The sequence below is a fragment of the Nocardia arthritidis NBRC 100137 genome (assembly GCF_001612765.1).
Taxonomy (GTDB): Bacteria; Actinomycetota; Actinomycetes; order Mycobacteriales; family Mycobacteriaceae; genus Nocardia; species Nocardia arthritidis.
Genome location: NZ_BDBB01000030.1, coordinates 59,132 through 85,269 on the forward strand (window position 1 = coordinate 59,132; position 26,138 = coordinate 85,269).

Sequence of the window (26,138 nt, forward strand, 5' to 3'; positions counted from 1 at the left end):
GCTCGTCCGGTGCCACTGTTAGAGTTCAATTGTTGTCTGCCAAGCCTCGTCGTGGTTTTCGGCGTCCCTTCTGTGTCGAGCAGGGACATCGCTGAACATCCATGTCATGACCATGTCGTTCGCCAGGAGGATCAGTGCTTTCCGCCTTCGTATCGGCCTTCCGGACTCCGGACTTACGGCGGAAGATTCTCTTCACGCTGGGGTTGATCGCGTTGTACCGGCTGGGTGCCTCGCTGCCGTCCCCCGGCGTCGACTACAAGGCTGTCCAGGAGTGTATCGACCTGGTCTCCGGTGGTGAATCGGGCGGCATCTACCAGCTGATCAACCTGTTCTCCGGTGGTGCGCTGCTGCAGCTGTCGGTCTTCGCGATCGGCATCATGCCCTACATCACCGCGAGCATCATCATCCAGCTGCTCACCGTCGTCATCCCGCGGTTCGAGGAACTGCGCAAGGAAGGCCAAGCAGGCCAGACGAAGATGACGCAGTACACCCGATATCTGTCGATCGCCTTGGCGATCCTGCAGGCCACCGGTCTGGTCGCACTGGCGGCCCGCCGCCAGCTGCTGCAGGGCTGCGAGAAGGACATCCTGGCCGACACCAGCATCTTCGGCATGATCATCATCGTGCTCGTGATGACTGCGGGCGCGGGTCTGGTGATGTGGTTCGGCGAGCAGATCACCGAGCGCGGCATCGGCAACGGCATGTCCCTGCTGATCTTCGCCGGTATCGCCGCCCGCATCCCGAGCGAGGGCAAGGCGATCCTGGACAGCCGGGGCGGCCTGGTGTTCGGCCTGGTGTGCGTCGCCGCGCTGGCGATCATCGCCGCGGTGATCTTCGTCGAGCAGGGCCAGCGCCGCATCCCGGTGCAGTACGCCAAGCGTGTGGTCGGCCGCAAGATGTACGGCGGCTCCTCGACCTACCTGCCGCTGAAGGTGAACCAGGCGGGTGTCATCCCGGTCATCTTCGCCTCGTCGCTGCTGTATCTGCCGAACCTGGTTGCGCAGCTGACGGGCGCGCAGAACAACCAGAACCCGAGCTGGTGGCAGGAGATCATCCAGAAATACCTGGTGAACCCGGGCAACCCGGTGTACATCGCGATCTACTTCAGTCTGATCGTGTTCTTCACCTACTTCTACGTCGCGATCACCTTCAACCCGGAGGAGCGCGCCGACGAGATGAAGAAGTTCGGCGGCTTCATCCCGGGCTACCGGCCCGGCAAGCCGACCGCCGACTACCTCAACTTCGTCCTGAGCCGTATCACCCTCCCCGGCTCGATCTATCTCGGTCTGGTCGCTGTGCTGCCGAACCTGTTCCTCGACATCGGCGCCTCCGGTGGTACCCAGAACCTCCCGTTCGGCGGTACCGCGGTGCTGATCATGGTGAGCGTCGGTTTGGACACCGTGAAGCAGATCGAGAGCCAGCTGATGAATCGAAATTACGAAGGGTTCCTCAAGTGAGAGTTGTACTGCTCGGTCCGCCGGGCGCCGGTAAAGGCACCCAGGCTGTCCTGCTGTCGGAGAAGCTGGGCGTTCCGCACATCTCCACCGGGGACCTGTTCCGCGCGAATATCAGCCAGCAGACCCCGCTGGGCCGCGAGGCGCAGAAGTACATGGACGCGGGCGACCTGGTGCCCAGCGACGTGACCAACCGCATGGTCGAGGCGCGGGTCAACGAGCCCGACGCCGCCAACGGGTTCGTACTCGACGGATACCCGCGCACGGTGGACCAGGCCGACGCGCTGGAGAAGATCCTCGAGGACATGAGCACCAAGCTCGACGCGGTGCTGCGCTTCGTCGTGCCGGAGGACACCGTGGTCGAGCGGATGCTCGCCCGTGGCCGCACCGATGACAACGAGGGTGTGATCCGCAACCGCCTGCGGGTGTACCGCGAAGAGACCGAACCGCTGCTGGAGCACTACGACGGACTGGTCGTCTCGGTGGACGGCGTCGGCGAGGTCGATGACGTCAACGCGCGGGCACTGCGCGCGCTGGGCCACTGAGTCGGTTCGCGATGGAGCGCTGAGGCGGGATGGTCTTCAACCGCAAGAAGAAGGTCGTGCCGTTCCGGACGGCAGGCGAACTGGATGCCATGGCGGCGGCCGGCGCGATCGTCGGCCGCGCCTTGGTGGCCGTGCGCGCGGCCGCCAAGCCCGGGGTGTCCACCCTGGAACTGGACGAGGTCGCCGAGCAGGTGATCCGGGACGCGGGCGCGGTGCCATCGTTCAAGGGCTACCACGGCTTCCCCGCGTCCATCTGCGCGTCGGTGAACGATCGCGTGGTGCACGGGATCCCGACGGCGGAGGAGATCCTCACCGAAGGCGACCTGGTCTCCATCGACTGCGGGGCGATTCTCGACGGATGGCACGGTGATTCGGCCTGGACTTTCGGTGTGGGCATGATCATCGAGGCCGACCGCCTGCTCAGCGAGGCGACCAAGTCGTCGATGGAGGCGGGTATCGCGGCGATGCTGCCCGGTAACCGGCTGACCGACGTTTCGCACGCGATCGAGCTGGGCACCCGGGCGGCCGAGAAGGAGCACGGGCGCGCCTACGGCATCGTCGACGGCTACGGTGGGCACGCCATCGGCCGCGAGATGCACCTCGACCCGTTCCTCGCCAACGAAGGCGAGCCGGGTAAGGGCCCGAAGCTCGTGGTCGGGTCGGTGCTCGCGATCGAGCCGATGCTCACGCTCGGCACCACCCAGACAAAGGTGCTCGACGACGACTGGACCGTGATCACCGTGGACGGCAGTCGTGCGGCACATTGGGAGCACACTGTCGCCGTCACCGAGGACGGACCCCGGATCCTGACGCTGCGTCCGGAGTAGCGGCCGTCGGGCGGCCCGGTTCGGTAACACTGCGCGGCGAGGAAACGAGCCGCACCGACGCCAGTCTTCCTGGTCGATCTCGCCGCGTCTCCGCGTGCCGACACCTTGCGCCGACACGCCCATCGGGCGATACCCAGCTTTCGCTGGATCGGTGACGTCGTTCCTTGCACCCGCGTCCTGCGCGTTGAGCCGAAGCGGTGCGCCCGGGGCGGTGCCCGTGCGGGGTGGAACGGTTACTTTCTCCTTGGTTCGATACGGTTCTGAACGATGCCGTCAGCGTATGGCCGGGAGGGTCACCCGCACGTGAGTAGGCCGCTACTCGAATTGGCTTGGCGCGGTCCGCAGTTCGATGCGATCGGGCTCGTTCGCCGCCTCCGCCTTGGCGACGGGAGCGTTGTGGCCTGGGCGTTTCGTCTGCGTAAGTAGCCGTTCAGTCCGCGGTGCGCAGGGTGGCTCGCGGTGCCGATGTGATGATGGGCAGGTCGAATTCGCCCTCTGCTGTCTGCGGCCGCGTGCGCAGATAGTTCATGATCCGGTCGAGCAATTCGGCCCGTTCCTCGGGCGGGATCACCAGTGTGTGCGATTGCGTGCCGATCGTCGCCGTCAAGGACTCGGCCGTGCGCCGATGCCGATGCGGGAACGTCGATCGTTCGAACTCGTGCTCATCGAACAGCGGGTGCGTGGGCAGAACGATTTGTCCGCTCGGTGGCTGCGCCGCCGACACGCTCGACCGGTCTACCTCTTTCAGCCCGGCGACCCACTCCACCGAGTCGTCGGCGGTGTTCCACAGGGCCGCGAGAGCGCCGCCCGGCCGCAGCACCCGGAGGAATTCTGGATAGGCACGGTCCAAGTCGAACCAGTGGAACGCCTGCCCGGCGACGATCGCGTCCACCGAACCATCCGGGAGCGGGATTGCTTCGGCCTACCGATGTGGGCGGTGACGTCCGGGAACCGGCGGATCAGTTCGGCGAGCATGTGCGTGTCGGGTTCCACCGCGATCACCGACGCACCGGTGGCGAGAAGCCCCCGGGTCAGTTTGCCGGTGCCCGCGCCGAGATCGAGGACGACGGGTGGTCTCCGATCGGCGACGCGAGCCAGAGCCCAGCGGATGGCCGCGGCCGGATAGTCGGGCCGGTGCTGCGCGTAGGCCGCGGCACGGGCGCCGAAGGAAACCGCCCTGCTGTTGTGCAGGGCGAGCGCCTCATCGGCATGGTCGTCCGGACTCCCCACCCGTCCCAGTTTACGGATGGGGAGCCGCGGCGGAACCTACGATGCGCCAGGGAGTCTGCGCACGCCCGCGCAGACCTCGGCGGCCAGGTCGTCGTAACCGACGGCCAGCTCGGCCAAGCGCTGCCAGGCGTCCCACAGATCCCATTCCGAGGCGCTGGCCAGCGCCGCATAGGCGTTCGCGGTGAACTGGGCCAGGCGGTCGATCACGGCGCCGACGGTCTCGGTGTGCACGTGTGCGGCGCCGTGCGCGGGCGGCAGCTGCACGGTGATCCAGCGATCTATGTCACGAATCAAGCTCGCGCGCAACGCGTCTATCTCGTCGAGCGAATCTTGCGCCGCGCCGAGCCTGCGTTCGTGCAACGTGGTGAGTTCGTGCGCACTGCGCAGCAGCGGGTTGCTTTCGGGCAGTTCGCCTCGGCAGGCTTGCAGTACTTGATGTTTGGCGGGCAGTGCCCCGGTCGTCATCGTGCAGCCGTTCTCGTGCAGGAACGGACGGCATCGACGATGGACGAGCCGGAAGGCCGGAAACCGTTCTGCGGAGCAACGATCCAGTGCCGGTAATCGGAATCGGCAGCGGCGGGGGAAGGTAGGGCGATCTCACCGCCGCTGGGCACGATCGAGACGTTCAGGCGGAACAGCTCGGCGAACAGCCGGACGTCGTCGGGTAGGTCGGGGCGAGTCAGAAAGGTCCACCGTTTGGACCGGACGTGCGAGATGATCGGACCCAGACCGATTCGGCGATGGGTGAGATCGTCGCGCACTCGCTGCCCCAATGCGGCGGGCATCGTGATCGCGCCGACGAATCCGGCGCGTAAGACGATTCGGCCGATCTCCGGATGAACTCCGGCGGGCAGGTCGCAGGTGTGTCGATAGAAGGCGCATCGGGCGGTCGGGGTGTCCGCCAACGCCAGTTGGTCCATGGGGCCCTCGGGTAGCTTCGTGTGACTTTTTCCAAGCCGCTCGGACGATGCTGCGGCATCAGTGCTGTGATCCGGTACACCGTGCGAGCGTTGTTTCAGTAGAGCACTCCATGGAGCGGATCAAACATTCCGTTCAATTAGTTCTCCAAAAATTGGTTTTCGTGCTGGTTACCGGCGGGTGCGGTGACCGGCCGGGGGCGCGGCACAGCTCCCCACCCACTTCGGCAGATGCATGACCTGGTCGAATTACCTGTGGCGACGCGGGGTGGGACGCCGGGAATTTTGTTCAGCGCCGCCGCGGCGACATGTGCTACGTTGCCGCAAATCCGTGCCGCGACAGGCGTATCCGGAGTCGGCCTCAGGGTGTCGTACGGAAGAACAGCACGCGGTCGCCGTGCTCGGACAGCGGCGTGTCGACACTGATCTGGCGCAGGCCGCAGTCCGGCAGATAGGTGAGGTTGGCGAACACCTTGGTGTTGCCGAAGGCCGCGCGCAGCTTGCTCTCGGTCGCCCGGTCGGGGTTGTACAGAGCCAGCGTTTCGAAGTTCAGTGGCGCGAGCGGCTTGTCGAGGGGCGCTTGCCCGGCCGGACGGCCGAGCGCGGCGTACTGGGTGGCCGCGCCGTGCTCGTACCAGCACAGCTCATAGGCCACGTTCTCGGTGACCGTGATCGCCGCGACCGGCCAGTCCTGGGACAGGCGTAGCGCCAGCGGGTTTTTCGCCACCGGCGTGAGTTCCCAGTTCAGGCTCATGACCGTCACCCAGCCGCCGTAGGGCTGATCGATCAGCACGATGTCGTCACCGAGGGTGGGCGAGGTGTTCAGCTCGGGCTCGCGGATCTTCCACTTCGACTCGTGCGTACCGAGGTAACTCTCCCGGTCGAGAGGGTAGGCGTCGTCAACGGCATAGGCCGCGATGATCGCGGCACGTACCTGGGCTATGGCGTCCCGTGCCGGCAAGTACACGCTCAGCGCGCCGAAGGTGGAGCCGATCTGCACGGGCGTGGCCGGCTGATCCTGTTCGGTCCCCGGCGCGAGCGGGCGCAGGCCGACCAGGGCCAGTTTCCAGTTGATCTCCTCGACGGTCGACAGGTCGCCGGAGGACTTGAACATGACCTGCTGCTGGGTGAGCCGTCCCGCCTGTTCCAGCGTTCGGCAGCCGAGTTCCACCAGCGCCCGGTGCGACTTCGGGGTGAGGTCGAGGTCCTGGATACCGCACGCGCGCAACCGGATCGACATGGTGGTCGAGGTGAACGCGGCGTACCGCTCCCGGTACATGGCGATGGCCTGCTTGCGCGACCGGCCGACCATGAGCGTCCGCAGCAGCGTGCTCAAACTGGCCAGGTACTTGCCGGACAGTTCCGGGTTCGCCGCGGCCAAGGCGGCGCGGATGCGGGCCGCCTCCTCGGTCGCGGCCACGGCGGCGTCTTGGTCCAGCCTGCCCAGCCAGACGCCGCATTTGGACAGGCCGTCGGCGCACGGGCCAGCGACCTCGGGATGCTCGCGCGCCACTTGACGGTAGACGTCACAGGCACGACGGATCGTCGTGGTGGCCAGTTCCCTGCGGCCGCTGTGCCGTGCCGCCTGCTCGAAGGAGCGCAGCGCGTCGTTCAACTCACCCGCCAGGCGGGCGGTCAGCACTTGGCCCCTGGACAGCAGGCGCAAGCGGATCGCCACCGCTTCCTCGGCGGGCGCCAGCGCCTCCCGCGTGCGATCGCGCATCGAACCATTGGTCTTGGTGGCGATCAGTCCCTTGGCGAGTTCGCCGAGGGAGGTGGCCAAGCGCAATTCGGATTCGACCGTACGGTCGAGTGCCGCATATCGATCCGCGGCGATCTGGCGCTCCATCGCGTCCAGATCCATCGCGCTCCTCGTTTCCAGCATGATCCTCCGCCAACGCGCGGCAACCGCGCAACATAACCTTCTGCGCACCGAGTTTGTCACGCTTGCCGCCTGCGCGCACCTGTATCCGGCCAGGCTGGCGGGGTCGTTCGGCAGACCGCCACCCGTGCGGCGGCGACTGCCGCAGCGGCAGGCATGATCGAGGGTTGTGCGAGCCCTATTGCAGCGCGTCAGTTCGGCGCGGGTAACCGTCGACGACCAGGTCGTCGGCCGGATCGACCCGTCGGCCGACGGTATACCGCACGGCCTGGTCGCCCTGGTCGGTGTGACGCACTCCGACACCCAGGCGACCGCGACGGCCTTGGCCGACAAGGTGTGGCGGTTACGCATCCTCGACGGCGAGCGCTCGGCCGCGGATGTGCGCGCCCCGATCCTGGTGGTCAGCCAGTTCACGCTGTACGCGGACACGAAGAAGGGCAGGCGCCCGTCCTGGTCGGCGGCTGCTCCCCGAGCGATCGCCGAACCGCTGGTCGACGTCTTCGCACACGCGCTGCGCGAACTCGGCGCAACAGTCGCTACGGGGCGATTCGGTGCGCACATGCACATCGACTTGGTGAACGACGGCCCGGTCACCGTCATGCTGGAGTTGTGAACCGGAGCCGCATTGCCCCGAGAATTGGGGTCCTGTGGCCCGAGGGCACGAGGACCAGATGTGGGCCTCGGGCGGAGACCGGCGCACCGCCGCGAGCGAGTCGCGCTCGGTCATCCCCGATATCGGGGCGGCGCACGGCTTGTCGTGCGGCATCCACCTGATGATCGCCGTGCCGCCTGGACTCCGACTCCGATCCGGGCAGTATGGCCGACGGTGTCGCGCGAGCGCGGGCCGGACTCGAGCAGCAGTACCCGCGCATTCGAGTCAGTTGTTCGGGCGTGGCGTGCGCAGGAACGGCGAGGGTGCCGCGTGCGCCACCGCCGAAACCGGCACGGGCAGTTCGTCGTCCCAGCTGTCGACCCGCCGTTCGAACAGCGCGCGAGAAGGCCCCACCGCGAGCGGCCCCGCGATGCGCACCAAGCGGAACCCCGCCGAGCGGTAGTAGTCGTGCAAGTCGGCATTGGTGGTCCAAGCGTCCAGCCGGACCCACTCGCGTTGCTGGTGGCGGGCGAGCATGCCGGCGTGGGCGAGCATCCGGTGACCGACACGATGGCCCGCGAAGCGCAGGTCCACGATCATGAAATGGACGATCACCGCCCCGTCGAGTTCCCACCGCGACCACAGACCGGCGTCGGCGCGGTCGTTGACCGTGATGGTTCCCGCGGGCTCGCCCGCGATCTCGGCGATCCAGGTCTCACCGGCGTCCAGCGAGCGTCCGACGGCGCGGGCGAAGATCTCGATGGGTAAGCCGCGTCCGGCGACCGTCCACTGGTCGGAGCCGCGCGCCGTGAGCCATGCCGTGCGCTGCACGCGCAGGCGGCAGATCATGCCGAGATCTCCTATTGTGGCCTGGCGCAGCACGATCGTCATGGGCTAAGCCGAACCGGACCCGGGCGGATTGGCCAGCGTGGTCCGGATGACCGCGGTGCCTTCGGCATCGCCGAGTTCGTAGGCGAGCCGGTTGCCGGTCGCCAGCGAGCGATGCCGCGTGGCCCGGGTGACCCGCTCGTGGGTGGCGCCGATACGTAGGTGGTCGAGCAGGATGGTGCCGGTGGCGACGCCGAGCACCAAGGCTTCCTCCGCACTGGCGGGCCGTGCGACGAGGGTGTCGCGGTGCGCGGTCTCGGCATGCCCCCGGTCGGCGAGGCGGCGGGTGGTGCCCTCCGGAATGTCGTGCGGAGAGTCGATCCCGGTGGCTTCGGCCAGGTCCCGGGGATAGAAGCTGACCTCCCACGACCACGGTTCGTGGTCGAGGAACTGGACCACGGTCCTGGCCAGCACCCACGACTCCGGCGGTATACCCAGCCAAGTCGCGACTTCGGGGCTGGCCGGCTCCATCTTCGCGCTGAACTCCTTCGACGGTTCCCGGCCCGCGGCCCGCGCGATCTCCTCGAAGATGTCGTGCGGTGTCTGCGGCCGGTCAGGACGGATAGAGTCGGTGACCACGGATTCCAGAACTTCTTGGTTTCGAACGATCGTCCCGCGGGAAGTAGCTGTATAGACCAGATTTTCGGTCACCAGGACCTGGATCGCGTTGCGGGCGGTGGTTATCGAGACCTGCATTTGGTCGGCAAGCTCGGAATGACTGGGCAGTCGGTCACCCGGTTTCCACTTCGCTGCGCGGATCTCCTCGCGGAGGAGGTCTGCGATCCGGTGATACGTCGGACCGTCCGCCATCATGCTCCTCGGTTGGTCATGCAGGTAACGAAGTGTACTCTTCGTGACTCCCTACGGCCGGGTAACGCTTGACAGGTGCCTTCAGAGGTTTATTGTAATGAAGTCCTGATCCGGTGTTGTGCGGCGATGACGGCGAGGCAACGTGGCAGGTTCGGATACAACGGTCGTAATGGCCCTCCCCGGCACACCAAGGTGTGTCGATCCTTCGGTGCGCTCTCCGGCACCGGGATTGCTTCCCACGTCCGACCTATTGGTTCGGGCGTGTCGCGGGCACCGGGTAGTCGGTGGCCCGCTCCTGTGGTTCGCTCGTGATCTGGCAGTGCTACATGAGCGCCGCCTGGTCGGCCGCGGTGGATCGGTGGATACCGCCGTGGCGGTGATCCGCGAAATCGAGCGTCGCAGAGTCGAATTGGTGATGGCCATCGATGACTGGGTGATGCGCAGCGTGCCGCAGCATCGGCTCGGCGCCACGCTGCACACCGAAACGGTGGGCGCGGTGATCGATCGCCTCGCCGAGTCGTCGGTGCGCGCGCACCACGCGTTGATGACGCTGAACGCGCACGACGAGTTGTTGCACAACGCTTGGCATCATCTCGCCGAACTCGCGGACGCCTACGACGATCTGGTGCGCGACGTCATGGCGGGCAGGCGGCGTCTGCCCGAGTGGTGAGCGGCTGATCCGTTCGCCCTTCTTGCCCGCCGGGCCACGGCCCGGCGGGTGTCAGGGGTGGTAGCGGCGGTGATCGGTGGCGAAGTCGTCGGCGACGGTCGCGGCCAGTTCGACGTAGGCCCGCTTGGTCTGCTTGTGCAGCCGGTGCAGATCGATCTCCGCGCCCTCGGACATATGCGGGTCGAACGGGATGATGTGCACCGCGCGGCACCGGGACAGGAAGTACTCCCGTAGTTGCTGGATACCGACATTCGGCGATCCGGCCCGCGGGGAGTTGATCACCACCACCGCGTTGCGCACCAAGTGGTCGTGGCCGTGCAGCGACAGCCAGTCCAATGTCGCTGCGGCGCTGCGCGCTCCGTCGATGGCCGGCGAGGAGATCAGCACCAGCGAGTGCGCCAGGTCCAATACGCCTGCCATGGCCGAATGCATGAGTCCGGTACCGCAGTCGGTGAGGATGATGTTGTAGAACCGCTGCAGGATCCGGGCGACCGCACGGTACTCGTCTTCGCTGAACGCCTCCGACGCAGCCGGATCACGTTCGCTGGCCAGCACTTCCAGACGGCTCGTCGCCTGCGAGGTGTGCCTGCGCACGTCCGAATAGCGCTGGATGGACGAATCGAGGAGCAGGTCGCGCACGGTGGACCTGGTTTGCAGCGGCACCCGCTGCGACAGTGTGCCGAAGTCGGGATTGGCGTCCACCGCGATCACCCGGTCACCCCGGATGGAGGCGAAGATGGAGCCGATACCCATTGTGGTGGTGGTCTTTCCGACGCCACCCTTGAGCGAGAGCACCGCGATCCGGTAGTCGCCGCGGACGGGCTGCCTGATCCGCGCGACCAGTTCCTGGAGTCTGCGCTCCTCGGCGGACATGCCGGGGTTGATCGAGCCGCCGGACACGTGGTGCACCGCCTTGCGCCACCCCGATCCCGGCGCTTTCTTGGCGCGGCGCAGCGGCACGTTGTCCAGCGAAGGCTGCTGGAACGGCGCGCCCGGCGGCTGCGTGTGCGGCTGCGGGTAACCCGGCGGCGCGCCCCACTGTCCGGGCTGCGGTGCGGGTTGTCCGGCGACGCGATGCTCGGGGTGATACTGCGGAGGCGCGGAATGCGGGCCTGCCGGACCCGATTCAGGCGCAGGAGCCGGTGCGGCGGCATTGCCCCACTGGTCGACGGGGGCCTGAGGTGGGATACCCGGCGTCTGACCGCTCGCGAACTGTGTTGGCACACCGGCGGGTACGCCGCTCGCCGCGTGCGGGCCGCCGGCGTTGTAGGCGGTCTCCGGCTGGTGCTGCGGAACCGGCTGCTGGTCGGCATTCGGTGCTTGCTCGACCGGTGCCTGCGGAGCCGATGGGTCGCTGGACTCGGCGGACAGCCGATGCCGCCCGCCACCGGCGACGGGTCGCATCGACGCCGGACCGGCTTCCGTCGTACTGATCCAGCTCGGTGCGGAGGCCCCCGGATCCCCTTGCGCACGAGTCGTGTTCACCCACCCGGCCGGATCCGGCTGCGCGTCGGTTCCCGGCGCAGGGACGGAGACAGGCGCGGCGCCGATCGCGGAGGCGCTTCGGGTTGCGGGCGAAACCGGGACGGCCTCGCCCTGCGGGACGGTCGCGGAGGGGGCGAGGAACGGTTTCGTAACACCGTGATCGGCGGGCGCTTGATGCGATGCAGGTGGGGAATCGACAGGCGGATGGGGTTCGCGCGTAGCGCTGTCGGCCTGTGCGACAGCCTCGTTCGGTGCGGGCGGGAGACCGGGCCGACTCGGACGACCGGTCTGTTCCGACGCGGTGTGACCGAGCCAGGGTGGCGGCCCGTTCGTACCGCGCGTCGGCCGGTGCTCGTCGTGCGCCGGAGCCGTCGCGGGCGTGCCGGACCCGCCGCTGTGCGGCCGCTCGTGCGGCGCGGGCGGATCGGGCAGTGGTGGAAGACGAGGTGCGTCCGTCGCGGATGCCTCGGCCTGTGCGGGCTGCGGCGCGGCGAGCCAGGGCGGCGGCCCGTCCGTCGTCACCGCGGCGGGCCCGGCCTGGGCGGCCTGGGGTGCCGGCGCCCGACGATCACCCGGGAGCGTCCGGTGGGCATCGATCGGCGGCGCGGCGGTGTCGCGCGCGTCCGGAGTCGGACCACCCGTCGGTGTCGTCGGAGGCTGAACCGGCGGCGCGCTCGACTTCGGCACAGCAGCGGTGTTCTGGTCGCGCGCCTGCTCGGCCGGGCTTTCGCCGCTGGGCGGCATCGCCGGGTCGACGGCAGGCGGCGGCGCGAATTGTTGCGCGCTCGTCGGCGGGGGTCCGCTCTGCCGAGCCGTGGGGTCGGGGGCCGACTGGTCTCCGACCCGGGGCGGCGGAGCGGACGGGTCGCCGCCGGTCGGAGCGGTCGGCTGGTTGCCGGTCGGCCACGCCGAATTCGGGCCGGTCGCCGGTGTCGCCCGGGGGTCGCTACCCGGCTGCGCGGGCTCGACCGGGGCCATCGGTGCGGCGGCGGCCTGGCCGGGCGGTGTCGAGGTGGGCCATTGGCTCGGCCGCACCGCCGATAGCGCGGCGTCGAGCCGAGGGTTGCCCGTGGACGGCCATCCGCCGATCTGCGGTCCGAACGCAGGTCGGCCGCCACCGGCGACCTGGGCGCTCTCGCCGCGCGAGGGCGGAACGGGCTCGTCGTTCGGTGCCCGACCGGGCTGCTCGTCGGCCGATTGCCGCGGCGGCGGTGGCGGGAGATCCGGCCTTTCGGGCTGCCGGTGCGTCGGCTGGTCGTTCGATACGGGCGGGTTCGCGGCCCTGCTGCCCAGCGGCTGGAAACCGGGGGAGGGCTGAGAGGGGTTGCGGGTGGGCAGGCTGTGCTGCGGAGTGTTGTCGCGCTGCGGGATGTGGTCGCGCTGGGGCGGTGCCTGCCACGAGTTGTCCTGCGCCGGTGGTGTGCGGTCGTAGCCGGGGTGCTGCCAGGTCTCGGGTGGGAGCTGAGCCGGTGCGGGCTCGTCCGGGACCGGCGCCGGCGCGCGGCTCGCCTCGCTCTGCCGCTGTTCCTCGTCGGCGGCCCCCTCGTGCTTGTCACGGCGCCAGCCCTTGCGGCGCTTCTCCGGGCGCGCGGCGTCCGGGCGGTCCGCCTCGGGCGCGCGGTTCTTGAAACGCCCGCGCCTGCGGCCGGGGGTTTCCTCGATGAGTTCTTCGTGCGGAAGGTTCTGTACCGGCGCTTCGTAGCCGCTCTGGCCGACCTCGCTCTCCGACAGCCAGGGCGGCAGCATGGGCAGGCCGTCGTCGCTACGGCTCACGACTGCGCCTCGCTGCCGCTCGGCGTGCCGACGACTCGCTCGCTGCGTTCACTCACGACTTCCCTCGCTGCCGCTCGGCTCGGTCGTGGCCAGGGGCGCTCTGCCGGTGACTCGCTCGCTACGCTTACTCACGGCCTCGCCTCCCTGCCGCTCGCTTCGACCCTGACCGAGGGCGCCTCCGCCGGTGGCTCGCTCGCTGCGCCGGCTCACGCATCCCCCTCGATCTGCTCGACCCAAATACCTGGACAGCGGCCAGTTTACGCGACAACCCGGCCCGGTCGCGGCGCAGCGTCCGAGGCCCGCCAGGAGTGGGAAGGCGGCTGCGGAACACCAGGCGACACGGGTATACAGGGAGGCATTTTTGCCCGATCCGGAACGGATCGGTAAGCTGGAGCGGCGGTGCACCTACGCGCCGCCTGTTTGTGTGCGAGCGGTCCGCTCCGGCGGTCGATCCATTCGAGCAGACTCAGGCAAACAAACCAGGTTGAGCGTAACCGGGATCGCGGAGGACATGGCGAAGAAGGACGGGGCCATCGAGGTCGAGGGTCGAGTTGTCGAACCGCTGCCCAATGCGATGTTCCGGATCGAGCTCGAGAACGGGCACAAGGTTCTCGCGCACATCAGTGGGAAGATGCGGCAGCACTACATTCGCATCCTCCCCGAGGACCGTGTGGTCGTCGAGCTCTCGCCCTACGACCTGTCGCGCGGCCGGATCGTCTACCGCTACAAGTGATCGTGCCCGGCGCGATCGGGTCGGTGCGAACCCGGCAGTCCCGGCGTGAGCCGGGGCCGAGTCGAAAGACTCACTACAGAACTTCCCCAGTCGCCGACTGGGGAAAAACTGTGTTCACACCCCTGTGAACCACAACAGATTGGACGGACGTGAAGGTTCAGCCGAGCGTCAAGAAGATCTGCGAGAAGTGCAAGGTGATCCGCCGTCACGGCCGGGTCATGGTGATCTGCGACAACCTGCGCCACAAGCAGCGTCAGGGCTGAGCGGAGGCGAGGGAGACCTCGTCCCACCCGCCCGAGGCTTGCCGAAGGCGCCGCTCGACGCAACACCAGCCAAGCACCGAACCGCAGTTCGGATTGGCAAGAAGAACTCCCAGCACCAGCCGCACGCTGCGGATATCAGGGTTCGCCCTGGGCGTGTGCGCCTACCACCGGTTCGGAGGCCGGTGCCCCACCAAGACGAGGGGACGGACAGGGAGCAGACCTCCGCAACGATTAAGGAAGCTGCCAGATGGCACGTCTCATGGGCGTCGACCTCCCGCGCGAGAAGCGCATGGAGATCGCACTGACCTACATTTTCGGCATTGGCCGTACCCGCTCCAAGGAGATCCTCGACGCCACCGGCGTCAGCCCGGACCTGCGTTCGAAGGATCTCAGCGACGACGATCTGACGAAGCTGCGTGACTACATCGAGGCTTCGGAGTTCAAGGTCGAGGGTGACCTGCGCCGTGAGGTGCAGGCCGATATTCGCCGCAAGATCGAGATCGGCTGCTACCAGGGTCTGCGCCACCGTCGTGGCCTGCCCGTGCGTGGCCAGCGCACCAAGACCAACGCGCGCACCCGCAAGGGCCCGAAGCGCACCGTCGCCGGCAAGAAGAAGTAGGGATAACCGATGCCTCCGAAGTCCAGGGCCTCCGGCCCCAAGAAGACCCAGAAGTCGCGTCGCCGGGAAAAGAAGAACGTCCCGCACGGCCACGCGCATATCAAGAGCACGTTCAACAACACGATCGTGTCGATCACCGACCCGAGTGGCAACGTCATCTCCTGGGCGTCGTCGGGCCACGTCGGCTTCAAGGGTTCGCGCAAGTCGACTCCGTTCGCCGCGCAGCTCGCCGCAGAGAACGCCGCCCGCAAGGCGCAGGAGAACGGCGTCAAGAAGGTCGACGTGTTCGTAAAGGGCCCCGGTTCGGGCCGCGAGACCGCGATCCGCTCGCTGCAGGCCGCAGGCCTCGAGGTGGGCACGATCTCCGATGTCACCCCGCAGCCGCACAACGGCTGCCGTCCGCCCAAGCGGCGTCGCGTCTAGCGGGAAAGGAATAGCGAACAATGGCTCGTTACACAGGCCCTATCACCCGCAAGTCGCGTCGTCTGCGCGTCGACCTCGTCGGAGGCGACCAGGCGTTCGAGCGTCGCCCCTACCCGCCCGGCCAGCACGGCCGCGCGCGGATCAAGGAGAGCGAGTACCTGCTCCAGCTGCAGGAGAAGCAGAAGGCCCGCTTCTCCTACGGCGTCATGGAGAAGCAGTTCCGCCGGTACTACGAAGAGGCCAACCGCCTCAAGGGCAAGACCGGTGACAACCTGCTGCGTCTGCTCGAGACCCGGCTGGACAACGTCGTGTACCGCGCCGGTCTGGCGCGTACCCGCCGCCAGGCTCGCCAGCTGGTCTCGCACGGCCACTTCCTGGTGAACAACAAGAAGGTCGACGTTCCCAGCTTCCAGGTCACCCAGTACGACATCATCGATGTCAAGGAGAAGTCGCTGGGCACCCTGCCGTTCCAGGTGGCGCGCGAGACCGTCGGCGACCGCCCGGTGCCGGGCTGGCTGCAGGTGATCCCGGGCCGGCTGCGGATCCTGGTCCACCAGTTGCCGGAGCGCGCCCAGATCGATGTGCCGCTGCAGGAACAGCTGATCGTCGAGTACTACTCGAAGTAATCGGCACGTGCTGCTGGTGTGTGGTCGCCCGGACACGGGCGGCCACACACAACCCCTGAGACGAGGCGTCAAATAGCGGGCGCCCAAAAAGGAGGATGATCCTAATGCTGATTTCACAGCGTCCGACGCTGACCGAAGAGGTCGTCGCCGAGAACCGCTCGAAGTTCACCATCGAACCGCTCGAGCCGGGCTTCGGTTACACCCTCGGCAACTCGCTGCGGCGTACCCTGCTGTCCTCGATTCCGGGGGCGGCGGTCACGAGCATCCGCATCGACGGCGTCCTGCACGAGTTCACCACCGTCCCGGGCGTGAAGGAAGATGTCACCGACATCATCCTGAACCTCAAGGGCCTGGTCGTGTCCTCGGAGGAGGACGAGCCGGTCACGATGTACGTGCGCAAGCAGGGTCCGGGCACCGTCACCGCCGGTGACATCGTCCCGCCCAGCGGCGTCGTGGTGCACAACCCGGACATGCACATCGCGACCCTGAACGACAAGGGCAAGCTGGAGATCGAGCTCGTCGTCGAGCGCGGTCGCGGCTACGTCCCCGCCGTGCAGAACAAGGCCTCCGGTGCGGAAATCGGCCGGATCCCGGTGGATTCGATCTACTCGCCGGTGCTGAAGGTGACCTACAAGGTCGAGGCCACCCGCGTCGAGCAGCGCACCGACTTCGACCGGCTCATCCTGGACGTGGAGACCAAGAACTCCATCAGCGCGCGGGACGCGCTCGCCTCGGCGGGCAAGACCCTGGTCGAGCTCTTCGGCCTGGCCCGTGAGCTGAACGTCGAAGCCGAGGGCATCGAGATCGGCCCCTCGCCTGCCGAGGCGGATCACATCGCCTCGTTCGGCCTGCCGATCGAGGACCTGGACCTCACCGTCCGGTCCTACAACTGCCTCAAGCGCGAGGGTGTGCACACCGTGGGCGAGCTGGTCGCCCGCACCGAGTCGGATCTGCTGGACATTCGCAACTTCGGCCAGAAGTCCATCGACGAGGTCAAGGTCAAGCTGCACGCGCTCGGCCTCTCGCTCAAGGACAGCCCGGCGTCGTTCGATCCGTCCAGCGTGGTCGGCTACGACGCGAGCACCGGCACGTGGAGCGACAGCGGCACGTTCAGTGACACCGATGGCGGCGAGCAGGACTACGCCGAGACCGAACAGCTCTAGGCCGCCGGGAAGGCCCCCGGCCCGGCCTCAGCCCGCGGCGTGAGCGACGCGCCAGGAGGCGGTAGCAGAGCGTAACCACGCAGGGCGCCGGGAGCGCCGCAAAAGACACACAGGAGAACACCACAATGCCCAAGCCCAAGAAGGGTGCCCGCTTCGGCGGGTCGGCGTCGCACCAGAAGGCGATCTTCGCCAATCTGGCGACGGCGCTCTTCGAGCACGGCCGGATCACCACCACCGAGGCCAAGGCCAAGGCCGTGCGCCCCTACGCGGAGAAGCTGATCACCAAGGCGAAGGGCGGCACTCTGGCCGACCGTCGCGAGGTGCTGAAGGTCATCCGCAACAAGAACGTCGTACACGAACTCTTCGCCGAGATCGGTCCGTCGTTCGAGGGGCGCGAGGGTGGCTACACCCGCATCACCAAGACGCTGCCGCGCAAGGGTGACAACGCGCCGATGGCGATCATCGAGCTGGTCCGGGAGAAGACCGTGACCAACGAGGCCGATCGCGCCCGTCGCGTCGCCGCGTCGAAGAAGGCGGAGGAGGCTCCGGCCGCCGAGGTCGTCGAGGAGGAGGCCGAGGAGGCCACCGCCGAGACCGCCGAGGCTCCGGCTGCCGACGAGGCCGCCGAGGACAAGAAGGACGCCTGACGCTGAGCGTCCGGAGTTCGCGCACGAGCCCGCCACCCGCCCTGGGTCGGCGGGCTCGTTCGTTTCGACCGGAGGATCATGTGACCGTGGAGGAATCGGTGGGACCGAGTGCGGGCCGGCCGCCCGAGGACGTGCCGGAAACCGGCATGTCGCGGGTCCGGCTGAGCATCGCCTACGACGGCACGAATTTCACCGGCTGGGCACGTCAGCCCGGTCTGCGCACCGTGCAGGGCGTGCTGGAGGACGCGCTGAGCAAGGTGTTCCGCGAGCCGATCCAGCTGACCGTCGCGGGGCGAACGGACGCGGGCGTACACGCCGAGGGGCAGGTCGCGCATTTCGACACGTCCGGCGAACTGGACGCGGAGAAGCTGGTGCACAGAATGGCGCGATTCCTGCCGAAGGACGTGCGTATCACGGGGGCGCGCCCGGCCCCGCCCGAGTTCGACGCCCGGTTCTCCGCCGTCCGCCGCCACTATGCCTATCGGTTGACCACCGCTCCGTACGGGGCGGAGCCGCTGCACGCGCGCAGCGTGGTCGCTTGCCGATCCGGTGTCGATGTCGGGGCCATGCGGGAGGCTTCGCGAACACTGTTGGGGCTGCACGATTTCGCCGCGTTCTGCCGCCGCAGGGAGGGCGCGACGACGGTCCGGGAGTTGCAGCGCTTCGACTGGGTGCGCGAGGGCGATCTGCTGGTCGCCTACGTCAGCGCCGACGCGTTCTGCTGGTCGATGGTGCGCAGCCTGGTGGGCGCGGTGCTCGCCGTCGGCGAGGGGCGGCGCACTGTGCCATGGGTCGCCGCGCTGCTGCGGGAGACGGAACGCTCCAGTTCGGTCGCCGTCGCTCCCGCACATGGCTTGAGCTTGATCGGCGTCGACTACCCGGCCGACGGGGAACTCGCCGCCCGCAACGCGCAGACGCGGGAGATGCGGTCGGTCCCGGTCCCGCAGGCGGGTTGCTGCGGCGACTGAGCTGCGCGGCTGCCCGCACCCGTGCTCGGGTGCGGGCAGCGCGGCGCTCACTTCGATGATTGCGGGTACTGCTGGGACTGCCCCTGCTGCTCGGCCTGCGCCGGCTGTCCGGAACGACCCGTTTGCGCTTCGATCGTCCTCGGTTCCTGGGACGCCCCGGAGATCTGGATGCGCCGCGGCTTCGCGCGCTCCGCGATGGGAATCGTCACCGACAGCACACCGTTGTTGTAGGTCGCGCTGATGTTCTCGACGTCGACGTTCTCACCCAGCGACATCTGGCGCATGAAGGTGCCCGCGAAGCGTTCCGAGGCGATCCACTGGACGCCTTCCTCGCTCGGCACGGTGCGTTGGGCCCGCAGGGTGAGCGTGCCGTTGTCGACGCTGACGTCGATCGAGCCGGGATCGACGCCGGGCAGGTCCGCGTTCAAGACGTAGTGATCTCCCGCCTTGAACAGATCCATCGGCATAAATCGCGGTGCGCGACCGGTTCCGGCGCTTTCACCGAGCAATTGGCGGGCGATGGTGTCGATGTCATGAAATGGATCGAATCTCAGCACAGCGATCACCTCCATCTCGTAAATGGTGACGCCTACCACGGCGGCGGGCGCCATAGCTGTGCAATAGCCACAGTAGCCCTTCTGAAGCGGGAGAGCATCAAGCCCGACGGGTCCGCGACCGCGGGATCCGCCGGCCCGGAATAGCCGCCCCCGGGCACGTGTTGGCTCGGGACATGGCATTCGACAGTCTCGGACGGTTCGGTGTGTGGCGGGCGTTCAACGGGTTCGGCCCGGAGGACGCACGGGAATTGGAGCAGCTGGGCTACGGCGCGCTGTGGTTGGGGGCCTCGCCGCCCGCGGATCTGGCAGCCGTCGAACCGCTGCTGGAGGCGACCGAAACGATCACCGTGGCCACCAGCATCGTGAACATCTGGGCCTCGCCCGCGAAGGAGACGGCCGACTCGTTCCACCGGATCGAGGCGCGCTTCCCCGGCCGGTTCCTGCTCGGTATCGGTGCGGGACACCCGGAGCACACCGGCGAGTACCGCAAGCCATACGACGCGCTGGTCGAATACCTCGACGACCTCGACGCCGCCGGTGTGCCCGCCGAACGCCGCGCGGTGGCCGCACTCGGTCCGCGGGTGCTGAAGCTGGCCGCCGAGCGGTCCTTGGGGCCGCTGCCGTACTTCGTGCCCGCGGCGCACACCGCGAAGGCTCGCGAGATCGTCGGCCCGGACGCCCTGCTGGCCACCGAGCACAAGGTGGTGCTGACCGATGACGCCCGAGCCGCGCACGCCGTCGCCGACGGGACCGTCGAGTTCTATCTCGGTCTGACCAACTACGCGTCGAACCTGCGCCGGTTCGGCTTCACCGACGCCGACCTCGCCGTCCCGCCCGGCGACCGCGTGTTCGACGCCGTCATCGCGTACGGCACACCGGAGCGGATCGCCGCCCGGCTGTCGGAGCACCTCGACGCCGGCGCCGACCATGTCGCGGTACAGATCCTCGGCGACAACTACCTCCCCGCGCTGCGCACCCTCGCCCCGCTGCTGACCGCGAAAGCCTGACAATCGGCGCGATCGCCTCCGGCCCCGGCCTCTTGCCGGGGCCGGAGGTGTTTTCCGGTGATCGTCCTAAGGGACTGTTAGGAAGCAGCGAGAGCCATTCCGCGAGCTTGTGACTGTCGCCACACTGATCTGCGACGACGTGATGAGGCGTCGGAGGAGGAGATCTTGTGACTACGACACAGCCCGTGAGTGAGCGCCGGGTGGTCGCCAACGTGCTACGCGGATCCATCGGAAACCTGGTCGAGTGGTACGACTGGTATGTCTATGCCGCGTTCAGCGTGTATTTCGCGAAGACGTTCTTCCCCAAGGACGATCCGACGGCGCAGCTGTTGTCCACCGCCGCCGTGTTCGCGGTCGGCTTCCTGATGCGCCCGATCGGCGGTTGGGCGCTGGGCCGGTACGCCGACCGGTTCGGCCGGCGTTCGGCGCTGACCCTGTCGGTGACCGTGATGGCGGCGGGTTCACTGTTGATCGCGGTGACACCCGGCTACCAAACCATCGGTGTGGCCGCGCCGGCTCTGCTGCTGGTCGCCCGGCTCCTGCAAGGTCTGTCGGTCGGCGGTGAATACGCCACCAGCGCGACATACTTGTCCGAGGTGGCCTCGGCGGGCAGACGCGGGTTCTACTCGAGCTTCCAGTACGTGACCCTGGTGGCCGGCCAGCTCGTCGCGCTCGGGGTGCAAATCGTGCTGCAACAATTCCTCGACGCCGACCGGATGAACGCCTGGGGCTGGCGGATTCCGTTCGTGATCGGCGCCGCCGGTGCGCTGATCGTGATGTGGCTGCGGCGCGGCATGGACGAGTCCGAGCAGTTCCGCGCCGAAGCCGGGCAGGCGTCGCAGAAGAAGGCGGCGGCCGCCGAAGCAGGGCAGTCACGTGGTTCGCTGCGGATCCTGTTGCAATACCCCCGCGAGTGTCTGCTGGTGGTCGGCTTGACGCTGGGCGGAACGGTCGCGTTCTACACGTATACGACCTATATGCAGAAGTTCATGATCAACACCTCCGGCATCTCCAAATCGACGGTGGCGTGGATCAACTTCATCGCGCTGCTGGTCTTCGTGGTGCTGCAACCGCTGGCGGGCGCGCTGTCGGACCGGGTGGGCAGGCGCAGATTGCTGATCTTCTTCGGCGTGGCGGGCACGCTGCTCACCGTGCCGATCATGACGGTGCTCGCGCACACCACCAATCCGGTCGCCGCGTGGGGCCTGATGATGGTTGCCCTGCTGATCATCACGGGGTACACCTCGATCAACGCGATCGTGAAGGCCGAACTCTTCCCGACGAAGATCCGCGCGCTCGGTGTCGGGCTGCCCTACGCCCTCACCGTCGCCATCTTCGGCGGCACCGCGGAGACGATCGCGCTGGCGCTGAAGAAGGGCGGCCACGAGTCGCTGTACTTCTGGTACGTCGCGGGCTGCATCGCCATCTCGCTGGTCACCTACTACTTCATGCGGGAGACCTCGGCCTCGTCGCAGATCGACAGCGAGCCCACCGGCGCCGCGGCGGCCGAGCCGGGACGGCGGATGGCCACCGTGCGTGACTGACCGTCCGGCACACGCGCCGGTCCCCCCGCTGTGGGAGGATCGGCGCGTGCGGCTTGCGGTGGTCGAGGATGACGACGGCGTGGGAGACGCGCTGGTCGAGGCCTTGAACGCCCGCGGTTACCGCGCCGAGCGCATGCGTCGCGGAGCGGATCTGCTGGTCGCGCATCGCGACTTCGACGCCGTGGTCCTCGACCTCGGACTGCCCGATGGCGACGGCCTACAGGTGTTGCGCAGACTGCGCGAGGTGAGTTCGGTTCCGGTGCTGATCCTCACCGCGCGCAGCGACGAACGTTCGATTGTGCGCGGTCTGCGCGGCGGTGCGGACGACTATCTGGTCAAGCCGCCGCGGATCGCGGAACTCGTCGCGCGGCTGGAAACGGTCACCAGGCGGGCGGCGGCCGCAGCGCGGCAGGCGCAATCGGTGGTCGTCACCGGTGACGTGCGGGTGGACCTGGGGGCCCGCGTGGTGGAGGTCGCCGGGGCGCCGGTGCCGTTGACCCAGAAGGAGTTCGAATTGGTCGAGGCGCTGGTGGAACGGCCGGGGGCCGCGGTGAGCCGCCAGCAGTTGATGGATCGCATCTGGGGTGACGCCTTTGTCGCGGTCTCGCGTTCCCTGGATGTGCACATGACCGGTCTGCGGGCGAAGCTCAACCGGCCCGGCCTGATCACCACCATCCGCGGATATGGGTACAGGTGGGGACAGTGAGCGCGGTCCGGGGGGCCGGAGGTATGCCATGCGGCGTCGCTTGCTCGTCGCGCTGACGTTGTTCGCGGCCATCGCGGTGCTGGCGTTCGCGGTGCCGCTGTCGCTGACCGTCGCCACCAGCCGCACCCAGCAGCTGGTGCTGGCCCGGTCCGGGGACGCCGACCGCTTCGCCACCCTGGCCGACGACGCGGTCACCGCGGGAGACAGCCGCGCGCTGGCCGACGAGGTCCTGCGCTACCACGACCTGTACGGCGAGAACGTGCTGGTGGTCGACGCCAGGGGGGCGACTACGGTGAACGCGGGCGCGGACGTGAACGATCGCGACGTCGACGCGGCGGTGGCGGCCGCACGCCGCAACCAGCGCCCGCACGCGGCGGACAAGCTGACGCCGTGGGGCGCGCCGACCATGCTCGTCGCGCGGCCGGTCGGCACCGGCGTGCAGGTGAACGGCGCCGTGGTGATCGAGGCGTCGACGGCGCGTGCCCGCAGTGACATCGCGCGGGCGTGGGCGGTGATCGTGTTCGGCGGCGTCGTCGCGATGGTGCTGTTCGTGCTGCTGGCGGTGACGATCGGCCGCTGGGTGCTGCGGCCGCTGGCGGCGCTGTCGCAGGGTGTGGCGGAATTGACCGCGACGCTGCCCAAGCCGCGCGCGGGGACAATCGCTCCGGTGTCGATCGCGGGCCGCTACGGCGGGCCGCCGGAGATGCGCGCGCTGGCGGAGTCCTTCGACGCGATGGCTCTGGCGGTCGCCGATTCGGCGGACGCGCAGCGCCAACTGGTCGCCGACACCGCACACGCGATGCGCAACCCGCTGGCCGCCCTGACCATTCGCCTGGATTCCCTGGAGCCCGCGATCCCGGCGAGCGCGGCGAGCACCTTCCGCGGCGCGGGCGCCGAGGTCGACCGGCTCACCGCGTTACTCGACGGCCTGCTCAGCTTGGCCGTCGCCGAGACACCCGCGGCCTTCGACATCGCGCACACCGCCGAGGGCGACAACCAGTGCGATGCCGTGCAGGTGGCCGCCGACCGATTCGACGCCTGGTGCTCGGCGTTCGAGGCGGCCGGACAGCGACTGCGGGTGCCGCCCATGACCGAGCGCGCCGACGTCGCGGTCCCCGCCGACGTGCTCGCGCAGATGCTCGACGTACCGTTGAGCAACGCCACGCGCTACGCGGGGGCGGGCGCGCACGTCGATCTCGTTGTCGCGACGGAGCCGGGCTGGGTCACCGTGACCGTCCGCGACGACGGCATCGGTGTTCCCCCCGACGAGATAGACAAGCTGACCACGCGTTTCTTTCGTGGTTCGTCCGCGGGGACCGGTGGCTCGGGGCTGGGCCTGCCGATCGCCGCGGCGTTGGCGCAGGCGCGCGGTGGCGTTCTCACCGTCGTGGCGACGCGTCCGCACGGTCTCGCAGTGAGTGTGCGATTGCCTGCGGCGGAGGCACGGTGACCGGCCGCGAGTCGATCCTCCGGCGCGGCATCGATCGGCGCGGCTTTCTCGCGTTGGCTGTCGCCGCGGGTATAGCAGGCTGCGCTCCGAGCGGCGGGGAAGCCGTGGTGCGGCTGGCCTCGGGCGAGGTCGGCGGCTTCTATCACGCCTTCGCGGGGTTGCTCGGCCTGGCCGCCGAGAACATCGGAGACGTGCGGATCGAGCGGGTGGCCACCTCGGGCTCGCAGGCCAATCTGGCTTTGCTGGCGCGCGGCGAGGTCGATGCCGCACTAGCGCTCGCGGACTCGCTGCGAGACGACGCCGACCGGGTGTGCGCGCTGGGGCGGGTCTACGAGAACTACCTGCAGTTGGTCGTGCGCTCGGACAGCACGATCGGCTCGGTGGCGGATCTGCGCGGAACCCGGGTGAGCCTGGGTGCGGAAGGGTCGGGCGCGGCCCTGACCGGCGAGCGGATCTTGCGTGTCGCGGGGCTGGACCCGCATGCCGACGTGGCGATTTCGCACCGCCCCTTGGCGGAGGCGGTGGCCGCCCTGACCGCAGGCGAGGCCGATGCGCTGTTGTGGGCGGGCGGCGTCCCGACCAGGCTGCTCGCGGTGCCGAGCCGGATGCGGCTGGTGGACATGGGCGACCTGGCCGCACCGATGCGAGAGCTGTTCGGGCCGGTGTACGACCGGGTCGCGATCCCCGCGGACGCCTATCCGGGCGGTGTCTCGGTGCACACCATCGGGGTGGCCAATCTCTTGCTCGCCGCCCCCACCATGCCCGAGGAAGTGGCCGCTTCGATCGTCGAACTGCTGGTATGGCACGCCGACGCGCTGGTGCCCACCGAAGCGGCGGGCACCCAGTTCCTCGACGGGCGCTCGCTGATCAGCACCGGCTCGATTCCGCTACATCCCGGCGCGGCCGCGGTCTACCGCCGCTGGCACGGCTAGCGACGTCAGGACCGGACCAGGCGGGCGATGGCGTCGGTGGCCTCCTTGATCTTGGCTTCGGCCTCCGGGCCACCCGCGACGGCCGCGTCGACCACGCAGTGGCTGATGTGGTCCTCCAGCAGGCCCATCGCTACCGCTTGCAGGGCTTTCGTCATCGCGGAGACCTGGGTGAGGATGTCGATGCAGTACTTCTCCTCCTCGACCATCCGCTGCAGACCGCGCGCTTGGCCCTCGATGCGCCGAAGCCGTTTGAGGTAGTCGTCCTTGGCGGTGATATAGCCGTGCGCGGCGTGCTCGGCCGCCGTGTGGTCGTGGGGGGAATCTGCCACCGATGTCTCCTCGCTGCCTGCCGGTCGCCGAAACCGGTTCAATACCCCCCTAGGGTACAGTTTTCGGGCTGTCTTGTCAGGTCGGACCCGTGTGACGACCACCCGGCTGCCGACCGCAACAGTCGATGAGCCGCTCCGAAGCAGGGTAACGCGCAGCCCGCCGCGCGACGGCCGTCGCGGGACGAGACAATCGGAGTATGAGTTCGCACCCCCGGCCCGCGCTCGCCGTCATCGGCGGCAGCGGCTTCTACGATTTCTTCGACAACGAGGCGACCACCATCGAGGTCGAGACTCCTTATGGCGCCCCGAGCGCGGGGATCGCCGTCGGAGAGGTGGAGGGCAGGCCGGTGGCGTTCCTGCCGCGACACGGCAAGAACCACGAATTCGCGCCGCACACCCTGCCCTACCGGGCCAATCTGTGGGCCCTGCGCTCGCTGGGCGTGCGGCGCGTCTTCGCGCCCTGCGCGGTCGGCAGCCTGCGGGCGGACTGGGGCCCCGGCACGGTCGCGGTGCCGGATCAGCTGGTCGACCGGACCTCCGGCCGTCCGCAGACCTACTTCGACGGCGGCGGCATTCACGTGTCCTTCGCCGATCCGTACTGCGAGGAACTGCGTGCCGCCGCCATCAAGGCCGAGTCCGACGCGTTGCACATGATGCACGCGGGCACGATGGTCGTGGTCGAGGGACCACGCTTCTCCACCCGCGCCGAGAGCCGGTGGTTCGCCGCGCAGGGCTGGGACCTGGTGAACATGACCGGTCATCCGGAGGCGGTGCTCGCCCGCGAACTCGAAATGTGCTACGCCGCCGTCGCTCTCGTGACCGATCTGGACGCCGGTCTGGAGGAGGGCGAGGGAGTGCACGCCGTCGAGGTCTTCGCCGAGTTCAAACGCAACCTCGCGCCCTTCAAAGAACTCATTCGCCGCGCGGTGGCCGGGGTGGACAGCACCGACACGTGTGACCGCTGCCGCATCCACGCGGGAGTGTCGCTGCCGTTCGAACTGCCCTGAGTCCGATGGTGGTCACTGCGGCGTTCGGCGGGCTCTGACCGGCTTCCTCGCATCGAATATCGCTTCGGGACGCCTGTTCACGCTCTGGGCG

The 26,138-nt window shown here is 68.5% G+C and carries 28 protein-coding genes; 19 read left to right on the forward strand and 9 right to left on the reverse strand.

Going from position 1 to position 26,138, the window contains the following annotated elements; all coding sequences use genetic code 11:
* Positions 1 to 134: 134 nt before the first annotated feature.
* From secY to map, 3 genes are read left to right on the forward strand one after another with little or no spacing between them, the layout of a single operon-like run.
* The gene (secY, locus tag NA8_RS21420; RefSeq protein WP_063052148.1) at positions 135 to 1,457 is read left to right on the forward strand and encodes a preprotein translocase subunit SecY; all 1,323 of its coding nucleotides are present in this window, start codon (positions 135 to 137) and stop codon (positions 1,455 to 1,457) included.
* Positions 1,454 to 1,999: an adenylate kinase gene (locus NA8_RS21425; protein WP_063052149.1), complete on the forward strand. Its 546-nt coding sequence runs from the start codon at positions 1,454 to 1,456 to the stop codon at positions 1,997 to 1,999. The genes secY and NA8_RS21425 overlap by 4 nt, the downstream gene beginning before the upstream one ends.
* 29 nt (positions 2,000 to 2,028) lie before the next feature.
* Entirely contained in the window at positions 2,029 to 2,826 is a 798-nt protein-coding gene (map, locus tag NA8_RS21430; RefSeq protein WP_063052150.1) for a type I methionyl aminopeptidase, read from the forward strand.
* Between the two features lie 430 nt (positions 2,827 to 3,256).
* On the opposite strand, the gene NA8_RS35235 is transcribed toward map, so the two are convergent.
* From NA8_RS35235 to NA8_RS21450, 4 genes are all read right to left on the reverse strand, one after another.
* Complete coding sequence (locus NA8_RS35235; RefSeq protein WP_245663935.1) at positions 3,257 to 3,718, reverse strand: class I SAM-dependent methyltransferase; 462 nt, start codon at positions 3,716 to 3,718, stop codon at positions 3,257 to 3,259.
* 374 nt (positions 3,719 to 4,092) lie between these two features.
* A complete protein-coding gene (locus NA8_RS21440) occupies positions 4,093 to 4,521 on the reverse strand; it encodes a DUF4254 domain-containing protein (protein ID WP_040864902.1) in 429 nt (142 codons plus the stop codon).
* Positions 4,518 to 4,976: a hypothetical protein gene (locus tag NA8_RS21445; RefSeq protein ID WP_063052151.1), complete on the reverse strand. Its 459-nt coding sequence runs from the start codon at positions 4,974 to 4,976 to the stop codon at positions 4,518 to 4,520. The genes NA8_RS21440 and NA8_RS21445 overlap by 4 nt, the downstream gene beginning before the upstream one ends.
* Positions 4,977 to 5,334: 358 nt before the next feature.
* Positions 5,335 to 6,858, reverse strand: a complete 1,524-nt coding sequence (locus NA8_RS21450; RefSeq protein WP_245663936.1) for a hypothetical protein — start codon at positions 6,856 to 6,858, stop codon at positions 5,335 to 5,337.
* A 166-nt stretch (positions 6,859 to 7,024) separates the two neighbouring features.
* Between NA8_RS21450 and dtd the strand changes: the two genes are divergently transcribed.
* Positions 7,025 to 7,468: a D-aminoacyl-tRNA deacylase gene (gene dtd / locus NA8_RS21455; RefSeq protein ID WP_063052153.1), complete on the forward strand. Its 444-nt coding sequence runs from the start codon at positions 7,025 to 7,027 to the stop codon at positions 7,466 to 7,468.
* 264 nt (positions 7,469 to 7,732) lie between these two features.
* Here dtd and NA8_RS21460 read toward each other — a convergent pair whose 3' ends face one another.
* The gene (locus tag NA8_RS21460) at positions 7,733 to 8,338 is read right to left on the reverse strand and encodes a GNAT family N-acetyltransferase (protein WP_084466972.1); all 606 of its coding nucleotides are present in this window, start codon (positions 8,336 to 8,338) and stop codon (positions 7,733 to 7,735) included.
* A gap of 3 nt (positions 8,339 to 8,341) precedes the next feature.
* Positions 8,342 to 9,148 (reverse strand): GntR family transcriptional regulator, encoded by an 807-nt coding sequence (locus tag NA8_RS21465; protein WP_040864909.1) that lies wholly within the window; start codon positions 9,146 to 9,148, stop codon positions 8,342 to 8,344.
* A 355-nt stretch (positions 9,149 to 9,503) separates the two neighbouring features.
* Between NA8_RS21465 and NA8_RS35240 the strand changes: the two genes are divergently transcribed.
* Positions 9,504 to 9,815 carry a DUF4254 domain-containing protein gene (locus NA8_RS35240; RefSeq protein ID WP_245548824.1) on the forward strand — a complete coding sequence of 104 codons (312 nt, stop codon included), beginning with the start codon at positions 9,504 to 9,506 and terminating at the stop codon, positions 9,813 to 9,815.
* A gap of 51 nt (positions 9,816 to 9,866) precedes the next feature.
* On the opposite strand, the gene NA8_RS35785 is transcribed toward NA8_RS35240, so the two are convergent.
* Positions 9,867 to 13,073, reverse strand: coding sequence for a nucleotide-binding protein (locus NA8_RS35785; RefSeq protein ID WP_369690265.1), 3,207 nt, complete (start codon positions 13,071 to 13,073; stop codon positions 9,867 to 9,869).
* 511 nt (positions 13,074 to 13,584) lie between these two features.
* Here NA8_RS35785 and infA point away from each other — a divergent pair.
* The 8 genes from infA to truA all read left to right on the forward strand — a co-directional run bounded on the left by infA (position 13,585) and on the right by truA (position 18,515).
* Entirely contained in the window at positions 13,585 to 13,806 is a 222-nt protein-coding gene (gene infA / locus NA8_RS21480; RefSeq protein WP_003418601.1) for a translation initiation factor IF-1, read from the forward strand.
* Between the two features lie 149 nt (positions 13,807 to 13,955).
* Positions 13,956 to 14,069, forward strand: a complete 114-nt coding sequence (rpmJ, locus tag NA8_RS21485) for a 50S ribosomal protein L36 (RefSeq protein WP_011207363.1) — start codon at positions 13,956 to 13,958, stop codon at positions 14,067 to 14,069.
* Positions 14,070 to 14,316: 247 nt separating this feature from the next.
* Positions 14,317 to 14,688 (forward strand): 30S ribosomal protein S13, encoded by a 372-nt coding sequence (gene rpsM / locus NA8_RS21490; protein WP_040864911.1) that lies wholly within the window; start codon positions 14,317 to 14,319, stop codon positions 14,686 to 14,688.
* 9 nt (positions 14,689 to 14,697) lie between these two features.
* Positions 14,698 to 15,111, forward strand: coding sequence for a 30S ribosomal protein S11 (gene rpsK, locus NA8_RS21495; protein WP_014349147.1), 414 nt, complete (start codon positions 14,698 to 14,700; stop codon positions 15,109 to 15,111).
* A gap of 20 nt (positions 15,112 to 15,131) precedes the next feature.
* Positions 15,132 to 15,737 (forward strand): 30S ribosomal protein S4, encoded by a 606-nt coding sequence (gene rpsD / locus NA8_RS21500; protein ID WP_043719990.1) that lies wholly within the window; start codon positions 15,132 to 15,134, stop codon positions 15,735 to 15,737.
* Positions 15,738 to 15,841: 104 nt separating this feature from the next.
* Positions 15,842 to 16,900, forward strand: coding sequence for a DNA-directed RNA polymerase subunit alpha (locus tag NA8_RS21505; protein ID WP_039796155.1), 1,059 nt, complete (start codon positions 15,842 to 15,844; stop codon positions 16,898 to 16,900).
* Positions 16,901 to 17,025: 125 nt separating this feature from the next.
* Complete coding sequence (gene rplQ, locus NA8_RS21510) at positions 17,026 to 17,547, forward strand: 50S ribosomal protein L17 (RefSeq protein ID WP_063052154.1); 522 nt, start codon at positions 17,026 to 17,028, stop codon at positions 17,545 to 17,547.
* A 146-nt stretch (positions 17,548 to 17,693) separates the two neighbouring features.
* A complete protein-coding gene (gene truA, locus NA8_RS21515) occupies positions 17,694 to 18,515 on the forward strand; it encodes a tRNA pseudouridine(38-40) synthase TruA (protein WP_084466977.1) in 822 nt (273 codons plus the stop codon).
* A 47-nt stretch (positions 18,516 to 18,562) separates the two neighbouring features.
* Here truA and NA8_RS21520 read toward each other — a convergent pair whose 3' ends face one another.
* A complete protein-coding gene (locus NA8_RS21520) occupies positions 18,563 to 19,072 on the reverse strand; it encodes an Hsp20/alpha crystallin family protein (protein WP_084466978.1) in 510 nt (169 codons plus the stop codon).
* 173 nt (positions 19,073 to 19,245) lie between these two features.
* Between NA8_RS21520 and NA8_RS21525 the strand changes: the two genes are divergently transcribed.
* From NA8_RS21525 to NA8_RS21545, 5 genes are all read left to right on the forward strand, one after another.
* Positions 19,246 to 20,079, forward strand: coding sequence for an LLM class F420-dependent oxidoreductase (locus NA8_RS21525; protein WP_063052155.1), 834 nt, complete (start codon positions 19,246 to 19,248; stop codon positions 20,077 to 20,079).
* A gap of 167 nt (positions 20,080 to 20,246) precedes the next feature.
* Complete coding sequence (locus NA8_RS21530) at positions 20,247 to 21,623, forward strand: MFS transporter (RefSeq protein WP_063052156.1); 1,377 nt, start codon at positions 20,247 to 20,249, stop codon at positions 21,621 to 21,623.
* Between the two features lie 46 nt (positions 21,624 to 21,669).
* Entirely contained in the window at positions 21,670 to 22,329 is a 660-nt protein-coding gene (locus NA8_RS21535; protein WP_040864915.1) for a response regulator transcription factor, read from the forward strand.
* A 28-nt stretch (positions 22,330 to 22,357) separates the two neighbouring features.
* Positions 22,358 to 23,779: a sensor histidine kinase gene (locus NA8_RS21540; RefSeq protein ID WP_063052157.1), complete on the forward strand. Its 1,422-nt coding sequence runs from the start codon at positions 22,358 to 22,360 to the stop codon at positions 23,777 to 23,779.
* Positions 23,776 to 24,711: a TAXI family TRAP transporter solute-binding subunit gene (locus NA8_RS21545; protein WP_245663937.1), complete on the forward strand. Its 936-nt coding sequence runs from the start codon at positions 23,776 to 23,778 to the stop codon at positions 24,709 to 24,711. Before NA8_RS21540 ends, NA8_RS21545 begins: the two co-directional genes overlap by 4 nt.
* Before the next feature lie 5 nt (positions 24,712 to 24,716).
* Here the strand turns inward: NA8_RS21545 and NA8_RS21550 are convergent, their stop codons facing one another.
* Complete coding sequence (locus tag NA8_RS21550; protein WP_063052158.1) at positions 24,717 to 25,040, reverse strand: metal-sensitive transcriptional regulator; 324 nt, start codon at positions 25,038 to 25,040, stop codon at positions 24,717 to 24,719.
* Between the two features lie 197 nt (positions 25,041 to 25,237).
* Between NA8_RS21550 and NA8_RS21555 the strand changes: the two genes are divergently transcribed.
* Positions 25,238 to 26,047 (forward strand): S-methyl-5'-thioadenosine phosphorylase, encoded by an 810-nt coding sequence (locus NA8_RS21555; protein WP_063052159.1) that lies wholly within the window; start codon positions 25,238 to 25,240, stop codon positions 26,045 to 26,047.
* The last annotated feature ends 91 nt before the right edge of the window (positions 26,048 to 26,138 follow it).